Here is an 18,247-nt window from a genome sequence, read left to right on the forward strand (position 1 = left end):
CGTGTCGTACACAAAATTTGTGTTCCTTGAGATCCAATGTGGGAGCGAGCCTGCTCGCGATGAGGGCATCAGCTCCAGTGCTCAAACCTGAGGCTTGACCCTGTCCGCCGGCCGCCGCACGCCCGCCACGATCTTATCCACAGCCTTGGTCGCCGCGACCATGCCGAACGTCGCCGTCACCATCATCACCGCACCGAACCCGCCAGCGCAGTCGAGCTTGACGCCGTCGCCGACAAAACTCTTCTGCAAGCAAATGCTGCCGTCCGGTTTCGGGTAGCGCAGTTGTTCGGTGGAGAACACGCAAGGCACGCTGTAGTGACGGGTCACGGTGCGGGAAAAGCCGTAGTCGCGGCGCAAGGTGGAGCGCACCTTGGAGGCCAGCGGATCGTTGAACGTACGGTTCAAGTCGCAAACCTGGATCAGCGTCGGGTCGATCTGCCCGCCCGCGCCGCCGGTGGTGATGATCTGGATCTTGCGGCGCTTGCACCAGGCGATCAGCGCAGCCTTGGCGTTGACGCTGTCGATGCAGTCGATCACGCAATCGATGTTCGGCGTGATGTATTCGGCCATGGTGTCGCGGGTGACGAAGTCGGCCACCGCGTGCACGGTGCAGTCGGGGTTGATCCCGCGCAGCCGCTCGGCCATCACCTCCACCTTGGGTTTGCCGACGGTACTGTCCAGGGCGTGTAACTGACGGTTGGCGTTGCTGACGCAGACATCGTCCAGGTCAAACAGCGAGATCTCGCCCACGCCGCAACGGGCAATGGCTTCCGCCGCCCAGGAGCCGACACCGCCAACCCCGACAATCGCCACATGGGCCGCCCGCAGGCGCTCCAGGCCTTCGATGCCATACAAACGGGCGATACCGGCAAACCGTGGATCTTCTGTACTCATGACCATTACCCCAAAAACCGGCGCGCATTATAGGGCTTTGTCTCGGCAATTTAAGCAAAACCTCTGTGGGAGCGAGCTTGCTCCCACAGGTTTTGTGCTCCACCTGTCCCGCACCAGGGGCCCATGGTGGTCGTTTTGCTATAAGATAACCGCCATTTTGCGCGAGCCAGCCCGCGCCTGCATAAGCCTTGCGTTCACACTATATTCCCGGAGCTTTCATGACGGCCCACGCCGACCTCTCGCCGACCCTGCAACTCGCCTGCGACCTGATCCGCCGTCCGTCCGTGACGCCGGTGGATGCCGATTGCCAGAAACTGATGATGCAGCGCCTGGGCAACGCGGGCTTTACGCTCGAACCGATGCGTATCGAGGATGTGGATAACTTCTGGGCCAGCCATGGCAAGCATGACGGTCCGGTGCTGTGCTTCGCCGGGCACACCGACGTGGTGCCGACCGGTCCGGTGCAGGCCTGGCAGCTCGACCCGTTCGATGCGGTCATCGACGAACAGGGCATGCTCTGCGGCCGTGGCGCGGCAGACATGAAAGGCAGCCTGGCGGCGATGGTCGTGGCGGCCGAACGGTTCGTCTCCGACTACCCGGACCACAAGGGCTCGCTGACCTTCCTGATCACCAGCGATGAAGAAGGCCCGGCCCACCACGGCACCAAAGCCGTGGTCGAACGTCTCAAGGCCCGTCAGGAACGACTGGACTGGTGCATCGTCGGCGAACCGTCGAGCACCACGTTGGTGGGCGATGTGGTCAAGAATGGCCGGCGCGGTTCCCTCGGCGCGAAGTTGACCGTGCGCGGCAAGCAAGGCCACGTGGCTTATCCACACCTGGCGAAGAACCCGATCCACCTGGCCGCGCCCGCCTTGGCTGAACTGGCCGCCGAGCATTGGGACCACGGCAACGACTTCTTCCCGCCGACCAGTTTCCAGATATCCAACCTCAATTCCGGCACCGGTGCGACCAACGTGATCCCCGGTGACCTGGTGGCGGTGTTCAACTTCCGCTTCTCCACCGAATCCACCGTCGAAGGCCTGCAACAGCGCGTTGCCGACATTCTCGACAAGCATCAGCTGGATTGGCACATCGACTGGGCGCTGTCCGGCCTGCCGTTCCTCACCGAACCCGGTGCGCTGCTCGACGCCGTATCGTCGAGCATCAAGGACGTCACCGGGCGCGAGACCCAGGCGTCCACCAGCGGCGGCACGTCCGACGGGCGCTTCATCGCCACCATGGGCACGCAAGTGGTGGAACTGGGGCCGGTCAACGCGACCATCCACCAGGTCAACGAACGCGTGCTGGCCGCCGATCTCGATGTGCTGACCGAGATCTACTACAAGACGCTGATCAAGTTGCTCGCCTGATGCTCGCCTGCCCGATCTGCAGTGAACCGCTGAACGCGGTGGACAACGGCGTGGTGTGCCCGGCCGGCCACCGCTTCGACCGCGCGCGGCAGGGTTACCTGAACCTGCTGCCGGTGCAGCACAAGAACAGCCGCGACCCCGGTGACAACCAGGCGATGGTCGAAGCCCGCCGCGACTTCCTCAACGCCGGGCATTACGCCCCGGTCGCCCGGCGCCTGGCGGAACTGGCCGCCGAACGCGCGCCCGGGCGCTGGCTGGACATCGGCTGTGGCGAGGGCTACTACACCGCGCAGATCGCCGAAGCGTTGCCCAACGCCGATGGCTATGCCCTGGACATTTCCCGCGAGGCGGTCAAGCGCGCCTGCAAACGCAACCCGCAGCTGACCTGGTTGATCGCCAGCATGGCCCGGGTGCCGCTGGCGGACGGCTGCTGCCAGTTCCTGGCCAGCGTGTTCAGCCCGCTGGACTGGCAGGAGGCCAAGCGCTTGCTCAGCCCCGGCGGCGGCCTGATGAAAGTCGGCCCCACCGCCGGCCACTTGATGGAGTTGCGCGAGCGCCTGTACGACGAAGTGCGCGAGTACACCGACGACAAGCACCTGGCCCTGGTGCCGCCGGGCATGGTGCTGGATCACAGCGAAACCCTCGAATTCAAGCTGACCCTCGACAGTGGCCAGGACCGCGCCAACCTGCTGGCCATGACGCCCCACGGCTGGCGCGCCAGTGCCGAACGCCGTGCCAGCGTGATCGAGCAGGCCGAGCCGTTCCAGGTCACGGTGTCGATGCGCTACGATTATTTCGTTCTTCAATAACCTTTTGATTCCGGTCCCGGGCAACCGCTCGGGCCCCGTTAAATCCGCGAATGGATTTTTCAAGACCGCAGCGAGGACATCCATGCGCCAACCCGATATCGAGATTTACCTCAAAGACGCCGACGTCGACCACAAGGCCATCGCCGCCTGGCTCGGCCAGGCCCTGGGCCCGTGCAGCGACTGGGTGCAGAAAGGCCAGACCTACAAGTGCAAGGCCGGCAACATCCCGGTGACCTGGCTGCCCAAGGCCGTGGGCAAATGGAACAGCCTGTACCTGGAAAGTGACCAGACCCCGTGGGAAGACGACATCGCCTGCGCCCGCGCCGCCTTCGCCGCACTGAATATCGAAGTGCGCTGCGCGCCTGGGTCATGGGTCGAGGAAGAAGGCGAGGAGTCGGCGGATCGCTGGATTCGCATCAGCGCCGATGGGGAAGAAGAGATTACCTGGAAGACGGCGTGACGCTGACTTCCAGCCCACCGAAGAGCCAATGTGGGAGCGAGCTTGCTCGCGATAGCGGTAGATCAGCCAGATTAGAAGTGACTGACACACCGCTATCGCGAGCAAGCTCGCTCCCACAATGGTTTTTGTGTAGGCAGTGAATGCGGGTTACAACCCCACCACATCCTCAGCCTGCAAGCCCTTCTGCCCTTCCACGACCGCGTACTCGACCTGCTGGCCTTCGGTCAGTGAACGGTGGCCTTCGCCGCGGATGGCGCGGTAGTGCACGAACACATCCGCCCCGCCTTCACGCTGGATGAAGCCGTAGCCCTTCGCGTCGTTGAACCACTTCACACTGCCGGTTTCCCGTGCTGCCATGATGCTCACTCCCATTTTTATTTTTTGAGTCGGCTTTTCCCGCCCAACCGCAAAAGGCAAAGCCGTACGAACTTTAGCCACCCTCCGGCCATCCATAAGGGAGGCCGTGGCAGTCACTGGCCGAGTATATGACACACGAGAAAACTCTCAACTGACTTTACTTCGGCGCTTTTTTGCCGATTTTCGGCGAATCCGGCACACTGGCGCCCGCCCCATCCCATTCACTCATGCAGAAGCCGTATGACCCGCTCCCCGTTCCGCCGTCTTGTGTTTGGCACCCTGCGCCGACTGTTGTACCTCTGGGTTCGCTCAGAGACGATCAACCAGTCGTCCTTCACCCTCAACCTCGACCGCAGTCGTCCGGTGTTCTACGTCCTGCAAGATCCTTCGCTCACCGACCTGGCGGTGCTCGACACCGAATGCACCAAGGCCGGCCTGCCCCGTCCGGTGCTGCCGGTCTCGGTGGGCAACCTGCTGGAACCGGCGGCGTTTTTCTACCTGACGCCAGCGCCGGACTGGATCGGCCGCCAGGACAAGCGCGGTGCGCCGCCCACCCTGACTCGGCTGGTCAACGCCTTGACCCACAATGCCGCCGAAGACGCCCAGATCATCCCGGTCAGCGTGTTCTGGGGGCAGTCGCCCGACAGCGAATCCAGCCCCTGGAAGCTGTTGTTCGCCGACAGTTGGGCCGTCACCGGGCGCCTGCGCCGCGTGTTGAGCATCATGATTCTGGGGCGCAAGACCCGCGTGCAATTTTCCGCGCCGATCCACCTGCGCGAGCTGATCGAACACGACAAGGGCCACGAACGCACCGTGCGCATGGCCCAGCGGATCCTGCGGGTGCACTTCCGCAATCTGAAAGCAGCGGTCATCGGCCCCGACATTTCCCACCGACGCAACCTGGTCAAGGGTCTGTTGAACCAGCCGCTGGTCAAGCAGGCGATTGCCGAGGAAGCCGAGCGGGAAAAAATCTCCGCCGAGAAAGCCAAGGCCCAGGCCCTGCGCTACGGCAACGAGATCGCCTCGGACTACACCTACACCGCGATCCGTTTCCTGGAAGTGGTGCTGAGCTGGTTCTGGAACAAGATCTACGACGGCATCAAGGTCAACCACATCGAAGGCGTGCAGAACGTCGCCCAAGGCCACGAAGTCATCTACGTGCCGTGCCACCGCAGCCACATCGACTACCTGCTGCTGTCGTACCTGCTGTTTCGCAACGGCCTGACGCCACCGCACATCGCCGCCGGCATCAACCTCAACATGCCGGTGATCGGCGGCCTGCTGCGCCGTGGCGGGGCGTTTTTCATGCGTCGCACCTTCAAGGGCAACCCGCTCTACACCGCCGTGTTCAACGAATACCTGCACACGCTGTTCACCAAAGGTTTTCCGGTGGAGTACTTCGTCGAGGGCGGGCGTTCGCGCACCGGGCGCATGCTGCAACCCAAGACCGGCATGCTCGCCATCACCCTGCGCAGCTTCCTGCGCTCGTCGCGCATGCCCATCGTGTTCGTGCCGGTCTACATCGGTTATGAGCGCGTACTGGAAGGCCGCACCTACCTGGGCGAACTGCGCGGGGCCAGCAAGAAAAAGGAATCGATCTTCGACATCTTCAAGGTCATCGGCGCCCTCAAGCAACGCTTCGGCCAGGTGGCGGTGAACTTCGGCGAACCGATCAAGCTGGCGGAATTCCTCGACGGCGAACAACCGGATTGGCGCCAACAGGAACTGGGCCCGCAATTCAAACCGGCCTGGCTCAACGCGACCACCAACCGCCTCGGCGAGCGCGTAGCCCGGCACCTGAACGAAGCCGCGGCGATCAACCCGGTCAACCTCGTCGCCCTGGCGCTGCTGTCCACCAGCCGCCTGGCCCTGGACGACCGCGCCATGGCCCGGGTGCTCGACCTGTACCTGGCGTTGCTGCGCAAGGTCCCGTACTCGCCCCACACCACCCTGCCCGAAGGCGATGGCCGGGCGCTGATCGAACATGTAAAAGGCATGGACCTGCTGTCGGAACAGAGCGATGCCCTGGGCAAGATTCTGTACCTGGATGAGCAGAACGCGGTACTGATGACCTACTACCGCAACAACGTCCTGCACATCTTCGCCCTGCCGGCGTTGCTGGCGAGCTTCTTCCAGAGCAGCTCGCGCATGAGCCGCGAGCAGATCCTGCGCTACACCCATGCGTTGTACCCGTACCTGCAATCGGAGCTGTTCATTCGCTGGTCGCTGGAAGAACTGGATGGCGTGGTCGACCAGTGGCTCGAAGCATTCGTCGAACAGGGCCTGCTGCGTTTCGAAAATGACCTGTACCTGCGTCCGGCGCCGAGTTCGCGGCACTTCGTGCTGCTGACCCTGCTGTCAAAAAGCATCGCCCAGACCTTGCAGCGCTTCTACATGACTGTTTCGCTGCTGCTCAACAGCGGCCAGAACACCATCAGCGCCGAAGAACTGGAAGACCTCTGCACCGTCATGGCCCAGCGCCTGTCGATCCTGCATGGCCTGAATGCGCCGGAGTTCTTCGACAAGAGCCTGTTCCGCCACTTCATCCAGACCATGCTCGACCTCGACGTACTGCGCCGCGACGAGGCCGGCAAACTCAGCTACCACGAACTGCTGGGCGAACTGGCCGAAGGCGCGGCCAAGCGAGTGCTGCCGGCGGAAATTCGCCTGTCGATCCGCCAGGTGGCGCTGCATCGCAGTGAAGATGCCGCAGAGGTCGCCATCAGCCCCGACAGTTGAAGGTTGTCGATCACTCACCGAGAAGCATGGAGCGCTTGCGGTGAGTTGATGGGACAGTCAACCAGCTTACTCCGACGCTGCGCAGCGGCTAAGGCGACGTCAAACCAAGAAAAGACCTACAGAGAACTTTGGAGCAGACCTTTAGGATGGGCTCACGTCAATGTCGACGTACTGAAAAGGAATTCAGCATGAACATCATCACGTTAACCCTGCAACTGCCCGAAGGCTTTCAACTCCCGGAAGCCGCTCGCACCGAAGTCAGTGTGCAAAATACTGCCGGCGCTCAGATCAGCGCCAGCGGTGGCCAGGGTTCCAACATGGCGCCTAAGGAGCCAGTGGCCCAGCAGCCTTGGCAATATCGCTTTCTCCTCGACCCCAAGACGACGCCCGTAGGGGAGGAACTCTCGGTCAAGGCACAAGCGTACGAAGGTGACACCGCGCTTTTTCTTGAAACCGAACAGGCCTTCACCTGGGATGGCGGCAATCAACACGTTGACATCCTGCTGAGCCTGGCGCCAGCATCGCTGGCTGAAACTGTTCAAGCGCCCGCGTTCGGTTCCTGAACCGCGACGTTACGAATGGATGCTTGGACGCAAATCCGCTAAATGCTCATTGACGCCCGCGTGGCTGGCGTCAATGAGCCAGGTGCTTCCAATGAAAAAACTCGCTCTGCTTGCATCCATGACGCTACTGGCCGCTTGCCAATCGACAACCCCACCCTCCGCGTCCCTCGATGGCGAAGTCTTCTATCTGCAACGCATTGCCCTGCCGCCCAACGCTACCTTGAGCGTGAGCCTGCAGGACGTTTCCCTGGCCGACGCCCCTGCGGTGGTACTCGATGAGCAGAGCGGCCCGATCAAAGGCCAGGTCCCGCTGCCGTTCCACCTCAGTTATGATCCGGCCCAGGTCAAGCCCGGGCATCGTTATGCCGTGAGCGCCCGCATCGAAGTGGACGGCCAGTTGATGTTCATCACCACTGAACAACACGCCGTGCAACTCGATGGCAAGGATCCGCAGCCGTTGAGGATCCGCGTCAACGCCGCACGCTGATTCTTTTTTCCAACTTTCATCAAGGACGCCATCATGCTTCGCTCAACCCTCCGTTTTACTGGCCTGTGCGCTGGCCTGCTGATCTGCGCCAATGCCATGGCCCTGTCCCTGGGCGACCTGTCGCAAAAAGACGCCACGGGCGGACTCAAGGACGCCTTGACCCAAGGCGCGCAGGTAGCGGTCAAGCAACTGGGCACACCCGGCGGCTTCAGCAACAACCCGGATGTGAAGATCGAACTGCCAGGCAAGCTCGGCAAAGTCGCCAGCAAGATGAAAGCCTTCGGCATGGGTGATCAGGTCGATCAACTGGAAACCAGCATGAACCAGGCCGCCGAAGCCGCGGTGGTCCAGGCCCAGCCGATCCTGGTCAATGCCGTGAAGAACATGAGCGTGGACGATGCCAAGGGCATTCTCAGCGGCGGCCAAGACTCCGCCACGCAATACCTGAACAAGAGCAGCCGCGAGCAGATCCGCGCCAAGTTCCTGCCCATCGTCAAGCAAGCCACCGACAAGGTCGGCCTGGCGCAGAAATACAATGCCTTCGCCGGCCAGGCCGCGACCTTCGGCGTGCTGGACGCCAAGAGCGCCAACATCGAAAACTACGTGACCGAGCAGGCGCTGGACGGGTTGTTCGAGATGATCGGCAAGCAGGAAGCCACCATTCGCCAGAACCCGGCGGCTGCGGCGACCAGCTTGGCGAAGAAGGTTTTCGGTACGCTCTGAGTCTCAATCCGAAACAACTGTGGGAGCGAGCTTGCTCGCGATGGCGGTATTGGCTTCAACATCTTGGTTGACTGTTACACCGCTATCGCGAGCAAGCTCGCTCCCACATTGGATCTGTTCTGGCCTCTGAACGCCTCAGGTTTTCTTGACCCTGAACCACGCCGCATACAACGCCGGCAGGAACAACAGCGTCAACGCCGTCGCCACAATCAACCCGCCCATTATCGCCACGGCCATCGGGCCGAAGAACAGGCTGCGTGACAGCGGGATCATCGCCAGCACCGCCGCCAGCGCGGTGAGCACAATCGGGCGGAAGCGGCGTACCGTCGCTTCGATGATCGCCTGCCAGGGCGACAGCCCCGCCTTGATGTCCTGTTCGATCTGGTCCACCAGGATCACCGAGTTGCGCATGATCATCCCCGACAGCGCGATCGTGCCGAGCATGGCGACGAAACCAAACGGCTGGCGGAACATCAACAGGAACAGCGTGACACCGATCAACCCCAGCGGTGCGGTGAGAAACACCATGACGGTGCGTGAGAAACTGCGCAGTTGCAGCATCAGCAAGGTCAGCACCACCACGATGAACAACGGCACCCCGGCGTTCACCGATTTCTGGCCGCGGGCCGAATCCTCTACCGTACCGCCCACCTCCAGCAGGTATCCGTCCGGCAGTTCTGCACGAATCGGGTCCAGGGTCGGGAAGATCTGCTGCACCAAGGTCGCCGGTTGTTCCTTGCCGTAGATATCGGCCCGTACGGTCACGCTCGGCAAGCGGTTGCGGTGCCAGATCACGCCTTCTTCGAAGCCGTATTCCAGGGTCGCAATCTGCGACAGGGCAACGCTCTTGCCGTTGTCGGTCGGCACCGCCAGGCTCGGCAGCAACGACAGTTCGGTGCGCTCATGCACCGTGCCACGCAGCAGGATTTCGATCAGCTCGTTGTCTTCCCGATACTGACTGACGCTGGAGCCAGTGAGGGAGCTGCGCAGGAAACTCGCCAGGTTGGCCGTGCTCACGCCCAGGGCTCGGGCGCGGTCCTGGTCGACGTTCAGGTACACCACCTTGCTCGGCTCTTCCCAGTCCAGGTGCACATTGGTCACGTAAGGGTTTTCGCGAACTTTCTCCGCCACTTTGCGCGCCAGGGCGCGAACCTTTTCGATGTGTTCGCCCGTGACGCGGAACTGCACCGGGTAGCCGACTGGAGGGCCGTTTTCCAGACGGGTGACCCGCGAGCGCAGGGTCGGGAATTGTTCGTTCAGGGTCGCGATCAACCAACTGCGCAAAGGCTCGCGGTCTTCGATGGTCTTGGCCAGCACCACGAACTGGGCGAAGCTGGACGCTGGCAATTGTTGATCCAGCGGCAGATAGAAACGCGGCGAACCGGTGCCGACGTAGGCCACGTAATTGTCGATGCCCACGTGGTCCTTGAGCAGCGCTTCAAGGCGCTTGACCTGCTCGGCGGTGTTGCTCAGGGAGGCGCCTTCCTGGAGCTTCAGGTCGACCATCAGTTCCAGCCGCCCCGATGCCGGGAAGAACTGCTGCGGCACGAAACGGAACAACACCACCGAGCCGACGAACAACAGCACGGTCAGGATGATGACGGTTTTGCGACGACGCACGCACCACTCCACCATCCGCCGGACACGCTGATAGAACGGCGTGCCGTACGGGTCGGTCTGGCCGTCAGCCGTGCCATGTTTGGCCGCGTGAATTTTCGCCAGGTCCGGCAGGAGCTTTTCCCCCAGGTAAGGCACGAACACCACGGCAGCCACCCAGGACGCCAGCAGCGCCAGGGTCACGACCTGGAAAATCGAACGGGTGTATTCGCCGGTGCCCGATTGCGCAGTGGCGATTGGCAGGAAGCCAGCCGCGGTGATCAACGTACCGGTGAGCATCGGGAATGCCGTGCTGGTCCACGCGAAACTGGCGGCCTTGATCCGGTCGAAGCCCTGCTCCATCTTGATCGCCATCATCTCCACCGCGATGATCGCGTCGTCCACCAGCAGCCCCAGTGCCAATACCAGCGCACCGAGGGAAATCTTGTGCAGGCCGATACCCAGGTAATACATCGCGGCAAACGTCATTGCCAGCACCAGCGGGATCGCCAGGGCCACCACCATCCCAGTGCGCAACCCCAAGGAGAAGAAGCTCACCAGCAACACAATCGTCAGCGCTTCCACCAGCACCTGGACGAACTCACCAACCCCGGTCTTCACCGCCGCCGGTTGGTCCGACACCTTGCGCAATTGCATGCCGGCCGGGAGCGTGTTCTGGATCCGGGCAAAATCGACCTCGAGGGCCTTGCCCAACACCAGGATGTCACCACCTTCCTTCATGGCCACGGCCAGGCCAATGGCGTCTTCGCCCATGAAACGCATGCGTGGCGCCGGTGGATCGTTGAACCCCCGGCGCACATCGGCCAGATCGCTGATGCGGAACGTACGATCGGCAACCCGGATCGGGAAGTTGCGGATCTCTTCCACGGACTGAAAATTCCCGGAAACCCGTAGCTGCAATCGCTCGCTGCCGGTTTCGAAGAAGCCGGCGGTCGATACGGCGTTCTGCTCTTCCAGAGCCTGCTGGACCGCCGCCAAGGGCAGGCCGAGGGTCGCCAGCTTGACGTTCGACAGCTCGATCCAGATCTTCTCGTCCTGCAAACCGAGCAACTCGACCTTGCCCACGTCCTTGACCCGTTGCAGCTGGATCTGGACGCGATCGGCGTAGTCCTTGAGCACGGCGTAGTCGAAGCCGTCACCGGTCAGCGCATAGATGTTGCCGAAGGTGGTGCCGAATTCATCGTTGAAAAATGGCCCTTGGATACCCGGCGGCAAGGTGTGGCGGATGTCACTGATCTTCTTGCGTATCTGGTACCACAGCTCGGGAATCTGCACCGAATGCAGGGAGTCGCGGGCCACGAAGGTCACCTGGGACTCGCCCGGACGGGAGAACGAGACGATCCGTTCGTAATCGCCGGTTTCCATCAGCTTCTTTTCAATGCGCTCAGTGACCTGACGCGAGACTTCCTCGGCCGTGGCGCCCGGCCAGTTGGTGCGGATGACCATGGCCTTGAAGGTGAACGGTGGGTCTTCGCTCTGGCCGAGCTTGGTGTAGGAAAGCGCGCCAACGATCGCCAGCAACAGCATCAGGAACAGTACAATCTGGCGGTTGCGCAGCGCCCATTCGGAAAGATTGAAACCCATCGGGGATTACTCCTTGGCCGTCAGGTTGACCACGCGGTTGGAGCGATCCACCGGCCGCACCTGCTGGCCGTCGAGGAGCACATGCACGCCGGCCGCCACCACCCAGTCATCTGGGTTGAGGCCTTCAAGCACCGGAACGGTCTTTTCGCCGAAGGCGCCGACCCGCACCGGGACTTTTTTCAGGGTGTTGTTGGCGTTGACCACCCAAACGTACGTCGCGCCATTTTCAGCCGTCAGGGCCGACAAGGGCACCGACAGCGGCACCTTGTCGGCAGTCTGGATAAACACCCGGGCGCTCTGGCCCAGCTCGGCCGGGACACTGCCAGCGGTGAAGGCCACACGGGCGGCGAAGGTACGGGACTTGGGGTCGGCGGCCGGCGAGAGCTCGCGAATACGTCCGCTGAAACGCTGGTCGGGCTGGCTCCACAGTTCGACCGAAACCGGCTGGCCGATCTTGAACCGGCCAAAACCCTGTTCCGGCAGGCTGATCAGCACTTCACGCTCGCCGACGGTCGCCAGGGTGAACACCGTTTGACCGGCCGCCACCACCTGCCCGACCTCCACCGAACGCCGCGCAACCACGCCATCCTGGGGCGCACGCAGCACCGAATAGCTGGCCTGGTTGTTGGCGACGTCGAACTCGGCCTTGATCTGCTTGAGCCGCGCGGTGCCGGAGCGGTAAAGGTTTTCGGCATTGTCGTACTGGGAGCGGCTGACCATCTGCCGTTCCATCAAGGTTTTGTAGCGGTCACGCTCGGCGCGCACCAGATTCAGGTTGGCCTCGGCGGCAGCGACCTGGGCACGGGAGGCCTCCAGTTGCAGGCGCACATCTTCGGGATCGAGTTCGGCCAGTGGTTGATTGGCCTTGACCCGCTGGCCCTCTTCGACCAGTCGTCGGCTCACCTTGCCGCCAATGCGAAAGGCCAGGTCGGGCTCGAACCGTGCTCGCACTTCACCGGGGTAACTGTCCATCGCCTGGGTTGAAGGTTGTGGTTTCACCACCAGGGCCGGGCGCACGGCGACCGGGACCGGCTCGTCATGACCGCACGCAGACAATAAAAAAGCCAGGGTGACTGGCACGGCGAGGGGCAAGGCATAGCGGAACATGGCGAGTGACCTTTCGCTAATGGTGCTTGGAATAATTATACTGGCGAGTATGTTATTAATAGCAAACTCACCAGTCCAGTATTAAAGCGAAGAAATGTCGAACAATCCTCCAATCCCTTCCGGCCCCGGCCGTCCCAAGGACTTGGCCAAGCGCCAGGCCATTCTCGACGCGGCTAAGCGCTTGTTCGTGAGCATGGGTTACGCCAGTACCAGCATGGACGCCGTCGCTACCGAGGCGGGGGTCTCGAAGCTGACGGTCTACAGTCACTTCAACGACAAGGAGACGTTGTTTTCCGCTGCCGTGATCGCCAAGTGCGAAGAACAGGTGCCGCCGCTGTTTTTCGAATGGCAGGACGGCGTTCCGATCGAGCACGTGCTGCTGAACATCGCCCGTGGTTTTCACCAACTCATCAGCAGCGAGGAATCGGTGAACCTGCATCGGGTGATCATGGCCCTGGGTAGCCAGGATCCGAAACTCTCGGCGATTTTCTTCGAAGCCGGCCCGCAGCGGATGCTCTCAGGCATGGAACGCCTGCTGACCAAGGTCAACCAGAGCGGTGCCCTGTGCATCGACAAACCGCGCAATGCCGCTGAGCATTTTTTCTGCCTGATCAAGGGCGCGGCGAACTTCCGCCTGTTGTATGGCTGCGGCGCGCCACTGGAACCTGCTGCGGCCGAGGCCCATGTGCAGGAAGTGGTGGGGTTGTTTGTGCGGGCTTATCGGCCTTAGCTCGACCGATAGCCTTTCGCTGGCTGGAAGGGCCCCATCGCGAGCAAGCTCGCTCCCACAGGGTTTGATGAACACACAGATCCAATGTGCAAGCGAGCCTGCTCGCGAAGGCGGCGGCATATTCAACACCTTCACCGACTGACCCACCGCTTTCGCGAGCAAGCCCGCTCCCACAGTTTGATCGAGAGCACTCACAAAAACTGCGCCCACCACCGCCCCCTGTGGGAGCGAGCTTGCTCGCGATGCAGGCGCCTCGGTCTCAGGCCTTGAGCGCTTTCTTCGGGTAGATATCGTAGCGACTGGATTTGCCATCGAGCCCATGACTCGGCTTCGGCCCTTCGATGCACGGAGCCTTGCGTGGGCGCTTGACCACTACCCGGTGGGACGCCAGGGCCAGGGCCGCAGCGAGCAGCGCCGGGGCGTCCGGGTCATCGCCCACCAGAGGGCGGAACAGGCGCATTTCCTTCTTCACCAGGGCGGTTTTCTCCCGGTGGGGAAACATCGGGTCCAGGTAGATCACCTGGGGCGGTTCGCCTTCCCAGTTGCGCATCACTTCGATGGAATTGCCCTTGAGCAAACGCATGCGCGCCACGATCGGCGCCACGTCGAAATCCTCCGCCGCGCGGGCCAGGCCATCCTCCAGCAGGGCCCCAATCAACGGTTGACGCTCGATCAGGCTCATTTCGCAGCCCAGGCTGGCCAGCACAAACGCATCCTTGCCCAACCCGGCCGTGGCATCCAGCACCCGCGGACGCACACCTTGGGCGATACCGACCGCCTTGGCGATCATCTGGCCGCTGCCGCCACCGTACAAACGCCGATGGGCTGCTCCGCCCTCGACAAAGTCCACCCGCACCGGTCCTGGCGCGTCCGGGCCCAGTTGCTGCAACTGCAATCCCTGCTCGCCGATCTGCAAGGCAAACTCGCCATCGTCCACTTGCAAAGGCAGGCCAAGCCGCTCGGCCCAGTGCTCGGCCTGCGGTTGGAAGGCCGGGGCCAGGGCCTCGACATGGATGCGGCAGGCCGCGGGTTGCTCACTCATGGAAACATGCTCAAAAAATTAAGGATCGGCAAAAACGGCCGATAACAACGGTGAACGGCATTTTGCCAGAGCTGAGCGTCGACCGAGAAAAATGTCAGGCATTCAATCCACATCGATAGGCGTTATCTCCCCTTACGGCGATTACAGCCTGCGTAACACCCAAGCGCTGAGCGGCGTCAGTCACCTGTGGCAGGATTTTTTTGCCCGGGCCCTGGCCGATCAACTGGGTGATAACGCACCGGCACCTGGCAGCTACCAGCCAGTGGCCCTCGATGAAGCGGTTGAACCGACCCTCGGCGCCGAACTGCTGGAGCACATCGTCAGCCAGCGCACCTGCGAAGTGACCGAAACACCGGTCAAGCCGCCTGAGCCGCTGTTCCTGCCCATCGCTGAATTCGAACTCGACCTGCTGGACAAGCCGTTCCCGCCTTTCCCAGCGGAAGAAATCGCCGCCCAGCAAAAACAGCAGACCTTCGAAAGCAATTGGGTTCGCCCACTCGTCCTCACCGCCGGCCAACCACTGCCGGAGCCCGGCCCTGCACCGCAACCGCGCCCACTGCACCTGCCGATTGCCGAGTTCGAACTCGACCTGCTGGACAAGCCGTTCCCGCCCTTCCCGGAAGAGGAATTGGTGGCGCAGCAGAAACAACTGGACTTCGACACCCGCTGGGCACGTCCGATCGTGCTGCAGAACCTGCGCATCGCCGCTTAAATCAGCGACAGATCCACCAAGGCCCCACATCCAGATGAAAATGGTTGCGGTGCGCCGCGTTGTAATCCGGGCTCAAGACCACACTGAACATATCGCAGGCACCGTCGCGGGCCTGACGTAGAAAGCGCGCATCGGCATTGTCCTTGGGCCAGTCCTTGAGCACGCTGACCGTGCGCCCATCGGCCAGGCGAAACCCGGCGATGTCCAGCGCACTGGCAGTGGCGTGCTGGCTACGCGAGCCGTTCTCACGACCGTACATGTTGCGACAGGCGAAACTGCCGAGGTGATCGACTCGCGTCACTTTCTGCCCATAGACCGCCGCTGCCGCCGGCTGCAACCCATGGCGCTCGAACAGCGCGAAAGCCACGGCCAGCGGACAACTGGCGAGGAAACTGCTGCTCAGCGCTACCTCACCGCCCTGCACCCTCAGTACGTTGGTCAGCGGGCAATCGGTATTGGCACCGCTGTCAGCCTGGCGAGCGGTGCGCAGCCCCGACGTGGCGAGGGCCTGGTCGCACAGCTGTGGGTCGTTGCGCAGGGCCATGAGCTTGAAACGGGTCAGCAGGTTCGGCACAAGATTGACGTCCAGGGGCGCCCAGGGATTCCATTGGGGCGGCACCGCCACCCAGCCGCGCCATACCCCCAGCACTGCGACGCCAACGAGCAGTGCCACGACTGCAAGAACTTTCAAAAACCGCACGATGTTGCCTCGGGCATCAACCCTTGAATAATTGGTTGGCCTGCTTGAACGGCATCGAGCGGCGCGTGAAGGTGAACGTGCCCTGCTGCTGGATTTCCTCGGCGGCGCGGAAGAACTCGCCAAGCGCGGCCAGGGCCAACGCCGATCCGACGCTGATGCGCTTGACGCCCAACTCGCTCAACTGCGCGACAGTCAGGTCCAGCGCCCCGGACATCAGCACATTCACCGGTTTCGGCGCCACGGCCCGCACCACTGCAAGCACTTGCTCGGCGCTGCTCAGCCCCGGGGCGTACAACACGTCGGCACCTGCGTCTGCGAAAGCCTTCAAGCGGCGAATGGTGTCGTCCAGGTCCGGATTGCCGTGCAGGAAGTTCTCCGCCCGGGCCGTCAGCAGGAAGGGATACGGCAGGCTGCGCACCGCGTCGGCGGCGGCCTTGACCCGCGCCACGGCATGGTCGAAGCAATAGATCGGGCTGTCTTCGCGCCCCGTGGCATCTTCGATCGAACTACCCACCGCACCGGCCTGCGCCGCACGGAGCAGGTTACGCGCGCAATCGTCGGGGGCATCGGCAAAACCGTTCTCCAGGTCTACAGCCACGGGCAGGTCGGTGGCCGCCACAATCGCCCGCACATTGGCCAGCGTGTCCTCCAGGCCCAGCGCGCCATCGGGCCGGCCCAAGGAAAAGGCGTGGCCGGCGCTGGTGGTCGCCAGGGTTTCAAAGCCGAGGCTGGCCAGCATCTTGGCGGAACCGGCATCCCACGGGTTGGGAATGACAAAAGCCCCTTCACGTTCGTGCAAGGCCTTGAACGCCTGGGCTCGACGAGTTTGCGCATCCATGTAGTTCGCTCCTGAGCAGAGAAGGAATGGGCCTCAGAGCAAACCCAGTTGCTCGGCGGCGGGCTCTCTATATAGCTCAGGCAGGGCCGGCAAGCCAGGCAAACGACTCATCAGGCGAGTGTGGAAGCGTTGCGCGAGTTTGGCCGCCAGCAGGTTGTCGGCGGTGTGCAGGAAGATATAGGGCGTGCGCCCCTCTTCGATCCATCCGGCGATTTTCTCCACCCACGGCGTCAGGAACGGTTCATTGGCTTCCAGCAACGGATGGCCGATGAAGCGCACTTGCGGACATTGGGTGAACGCCGCAGGCCGGGGCGGCACGCGGGGCTTTTTCGATTGCGCGTGGAGCACCGCAGGATCAAGCGAGGTGCAACTGAACAAGGCCCGGGGATCGAGACAGATGCGTTCGACACCACGATCGAGCAACAGGCGATTGAGGCGCCGTTCGGCATCGCCCTTGGCGAAGAACTCATCGTGACGGACCTCCACGGCCAAGGGGCGCCGCAAGGCGTCGATGAACCCCGCCAGTTCCGGCAACCGATTCGGGGTGAAGGCCTTGGACAGTTGCAGCCAGTACGGCGAGACGCGCTCACCCAAGGGACTGAGCAGTTGCAGGAAGGTTTCGGTGGCCGTCAGGCGCTCGCGCAAGTCGCCGTTGTGGCTGATGTCACCGGGAAACTTGGCGGTGAAGCGAAAGTGCTCGGGCATGATTTCGGCCCAGCGCTGGACCGTGGCCGCAGACGGGCTGGCGTAGAAGGTCGTATTGCCTTCCACGGCATTGAACACTTGGGAATAGAGATTCAGGAAGTCGGTGCTTTTGGCGTCCTGGGGATAAAGATAATCACGCCAGGCGTTTTCGCTCCAGGAAGGGCAGCCCAGGTAGTAAGGCAAGACCATCAGATGTAGAGATCGAGTCCCAGCACTTCCATATCCCAATCGACGAAACCGGCGGTGCTCAGGTAGCTCGCCAGGGCCGTGGCGACACTGCGGCTCATTGCACGGTGATAGAGCATGTCTTGCTGGCGGGCGGGAAGATTGCTCAGGCGTTGCGCGGAGGCTTTGGCGGCACGGGCGGCCAATTGCTCTTCAGACGGGAACTCCAGTTCGCCATCGATATCATCATCGAAGGATTCTTGCTCAGCGATTTTGCCTGCACGAGGCTTGCGCTTGATGGGATAGGACTGGGATGAAAAGCCGTCTATACGCATAACAGAATGCTCGGTATCAATGATGGCAATTTAGCGGCACTTTCGCAGCCGCGCAAATGCGCAAGTGATAACTAGAACACATAAAGCCCAAAAGGTTTAAAAACGGGCTGAAAAAGTGACGACTGGCAATATCGGGTGTGACTTTTGGGGGCGTAAATAACTTTGAGAAGAGGAATGACTTTTGATCGTTCCTCACACTCCGCGTGGGAATGCCGCCAGGGACGCTCCGCGTTCCGCTTCTGGAAGGTGACGCAGAGCGTCACGGGATGCATTACCACGCAGAGCGTGGGAACGATCAGGCTGCGGCGGC

Annotated in this window: 18 protein-coding genes and 1 pseudogene; 9 read left to right on the forward strand and 10 right to left on the reverse strand. The window is 62.2% G+C overall.

Annotation, left to right across the window (positions count from 1 at the left end; genetic code table 11):
- Positions 1-81 precede the first annotated feature (81 nt).
- Positions 82-894 (reverse strand): tRNA cyclic N6-threonylcarbamoyladenosine(37) synthase TcdA, encoded by an 813-nt coding sequence (gene tcdA / locus KGA89_RS22680; RefSeq protein WP_003198205.1) that lies wholly within the window; start codon positions 892-894, stop codon positions 82-84.
- 218 nt (positions 895-1,112) lie between these two features.
- Between tcdA and dapE the strand changes: the two genes are divergently transcribed.
- The 3 genes from dapE to KGA89_RS22695 all read left to right on the forward strand — a co-directional run bounded on the left by dapE (position 1,113) and on the right by KGA89_RS22695 (position 3,533).
- Positions 1,113-2,264, forward strand: coding sequence for a succinyl-diaminopimelate desuccinylase (gene dapE, locus KGA89_RS22685; protein ID WP_223472596.1), 1,152 nt, complete (start codon positions 1,113-1,115; stop codon positions 2,262-2,264).
- Complete coding sequence (locus KGA89_RS22690) at positions 2,264-3,073, forward strand: putative RNA methyltransferase (RefSeq protein WP_003198202.1); 810 nt, start codon at positions 2,264-2,266, stop codon at positions 3,071-3,073. The genes dapE and KGA89_RS22690 overlap by 1 nt, the downstream gene beginning before the upstream one ends.
- An 82-nt stretch (positions 3,074-3,155) precedes the next feature.
- A complete protein-coding gene (locus KGA89_RS22695; RefSeq protein ID WP_072343472.1) occupies positions 3,156-3,533 on the forward strand; it encodes a hypothetical protein in 378 nt (125 codons plus the stop codon).
- Between the two features lie 147 nt (positions 3,534-3,680).
- On the opposite strand, the gene KGA89_RS22700 is transcribed toward KGA89_RS22695, so the two are convergent.
- Positions 3,681-3,890, reverse strand: coding sequence for a cold shock domain-containing protein (locus KGA89_RS22700; protein ID WP_003198198.1), 210 nt, complete (start codon positions 3,888-3,890; stop codon positions 3,681-3,683).
- A 240-nt stretch (positions 3,891-4,130) separates the two neighbouring features.
- Here KGA89_RS22700 and plsB point away from each other — a divergent pair, with 240 nt between their 5' ends.
- The 4 genes from plsB to KGA89_RS22720 all read left to right on the forward strand — a co-directional run bounded on the left by plsB (position 4,131) and on the right by KGA89_RS22720 (position 8,402).
- Entirely contained in the window at positions 4,131-6,629 is a 2,499-nt protein-coding gene (gene plsB / locus KGA89_RS22705) for a glycerol-3-phosphate 1-O-acyltransferase PlsB (protein ID WP_223472597.1), read from the forward strand.
- Between the two features lie 188 nt (positions 6,630-6,817).
- On the forward strand, positions 6,818-7,192 hold the full coding sequence (locus KGA89_RS22710) for a hypothetical protein (protein ID WP_223472598.1): 375 nt from the start codon (positions 6,818-6,820) through the stop codon (positions 7,190-7,192).
- Positions 7,193-7,283: 91 nt separating this feature from the next.
- Entirely contained in the window at positions 7,284-7,679 is a 396-nt protein-coding gene (locus tag KGA89_RS22715; protein ID WP_223472599.1) for a YbaY family lipoprotein, read from the forward strand.
- Between the two features lie 33 nt (positions 7,680-7,712).
- On the forward strand, positions 7,713-8,402 hold the full coding sequence (locus tag KGA89_RS22720; protein WP_223472600.1) for a DUF4197 domain-containing protein: 690 nt from the start codon (positions 7,713-7,715) through the stop codon (positions 8,400-8,402).
- Between the two features lie 135 nt (positions 8,403-8,537).
- On the opposite strand, the gene KGA89_RS22725 is transcribed toward KGA89_RS22720, so the two are convergent.
- Together KGA89_RS22725 and KGA89_RS22730 are read right to left on the reverse strand one after the other, a co-directional pair.
- Complete coding sequence (locus KGA89_RS22725; protein ID WP_223472601.1) at positions 8,538-11,603, reverse strand: efflux RND transporter permease subunit; 3,066 nt, start codon at positions 11,601-11,603, stop codon at positions 8,538-8,540.
- 6 nt (positions 11,604-11,609) lie between these two features.
- Positions 11,610-12,710 carry an efflux RND transporter periplasmic adaptor subunit gene (locus KGA89_RS22730; protein ID WP_223472602.1) on the reverse strand — a complete coding sequence of 367 codons (1,101 nt, stop codon included), beginning with the start codon at positions 12,708-12,710 and terminating at the stop codon, positions 11,610-11,612.
- A gap of 94 nt (positions 12,711-12,804) precedes the next feature.
- On the opposite strand from KGA89_RS22730, the gene KGA89_RS22735 reads away from it, so the two are divergent.
- Positions 12,805-13,440, forward strand: a complete 636-nt coding sequence (locus KGA89_RS22735) for a TetR/AcrR family transcriptional regulator (RefSeq protein ID WP_223472603.1) — start codon at positions 12,805-12,807, stop codon at positions 13,438-13,440.
- A gap of 259 nt (positions 13,441-13,699) precedes the next feature.
- Here the strand turns inward: KGA89_RS22735 and KGA89_RS22740 are convergent, their stop codons facing one another.
- Positions 13,700-14,482, reverse strand: a complete 783-nt coding sequence (locus tag KGA89_RS22740; RefSeq protein WP_223472604.1) for a class I SAM-dependent methyltransferase — start codon at positions 14,480-14,482, stop codon at positions 13,700-13,702.
- A 91-nt stretch (positions 14,483-14,573) separates the two neighbouring features.
- On the opposite strand from KGA89_RS22740, the gene KGA89_RS22745 reads away from it, so the two are divergent.
- Positions 14,574-15,194 (forward strand): energy transducer TonB, encoded by a 621-nt coding sequence (locus tag KGA89_RS22745; RefSeq protein ID WP_223472605.1) that lies wholly within the window; start codon positions 14,574-14,576, stop codon positions 15,192-15,194.
- Position 15,195: 1 nt separating this feature from the next.
- On the opposite strand, the gene KGA89_RS22750 is transcribed toward KGA89_RS22745, so the two are convergent.
- The 5 genes and pseudogenes from KGA89_RS22750 to KGA89_RS22770 form a co-directional block, all read right to left on the reverse strand.
- Positions 15,196-15,894 (reverse strand): extensin family protein, encoded by a 699-nt coding sequence (locus tag KGA89_RS22750; protein ID WP_223472606.1) that lies wholly within the window; start codon positions 15,892-15,894, stop codon positions 15,196-15,198.
- Positions 15,895-15,910: 16 nt separating this feature from the next.
- A complete protein-coding gene (locus KGA89_RS22755) occupies positions 15,911-16,732 on the reverse strand; it encodes an oxaloacetate decarboxylase (protein WP_223472607.1) in 822 nt (273 codons plus the stop codon).
- 33 nt (positions 16,733-16,765) lie between these two features.
- Positions 16,766-17,626: a DUF72 domain-containing protein gene (locus KGA89_RS22760; RefSeq protein ID WP_223472608.1), complete on the reverse strand. Its 861-nt coding sequence runs from the start codon at positions 17,624-17,626 to the stop codon at positions 16,766-16,768.
- Positions 17,626-17,937, reverse strand: a complete 312-nt coding sequence (locus KGA89_RS22765) for a hypothetical protein (protein WP_003198174.1) — start codon at positions 17,935-17,937, stop codon at positions 17,626-17,628. Before KGA89_RS22765 ends, KGA89_RS22760 begins: the two co-directional genes overlap by 1 nt.
- A 71-nt stretch (positions 17,938-18,008) precedes the next feature.
- Positions 18,009-18,247, reverse strand: a pseudogene (locus tag KGA89_RS22770) (hypothetical protein); the annotation flags it as partial.

The organism is Pseudomonas sp. A-RE-22 (assembly GCF_019956035.1).
GTDB lineage: Bacteria > Pseudomonadota > Gammaproteobacteria > Pseudomonadales > Pseudomonadaceae > Aquipseudomonas > Aquipseudomonas brassicacearum.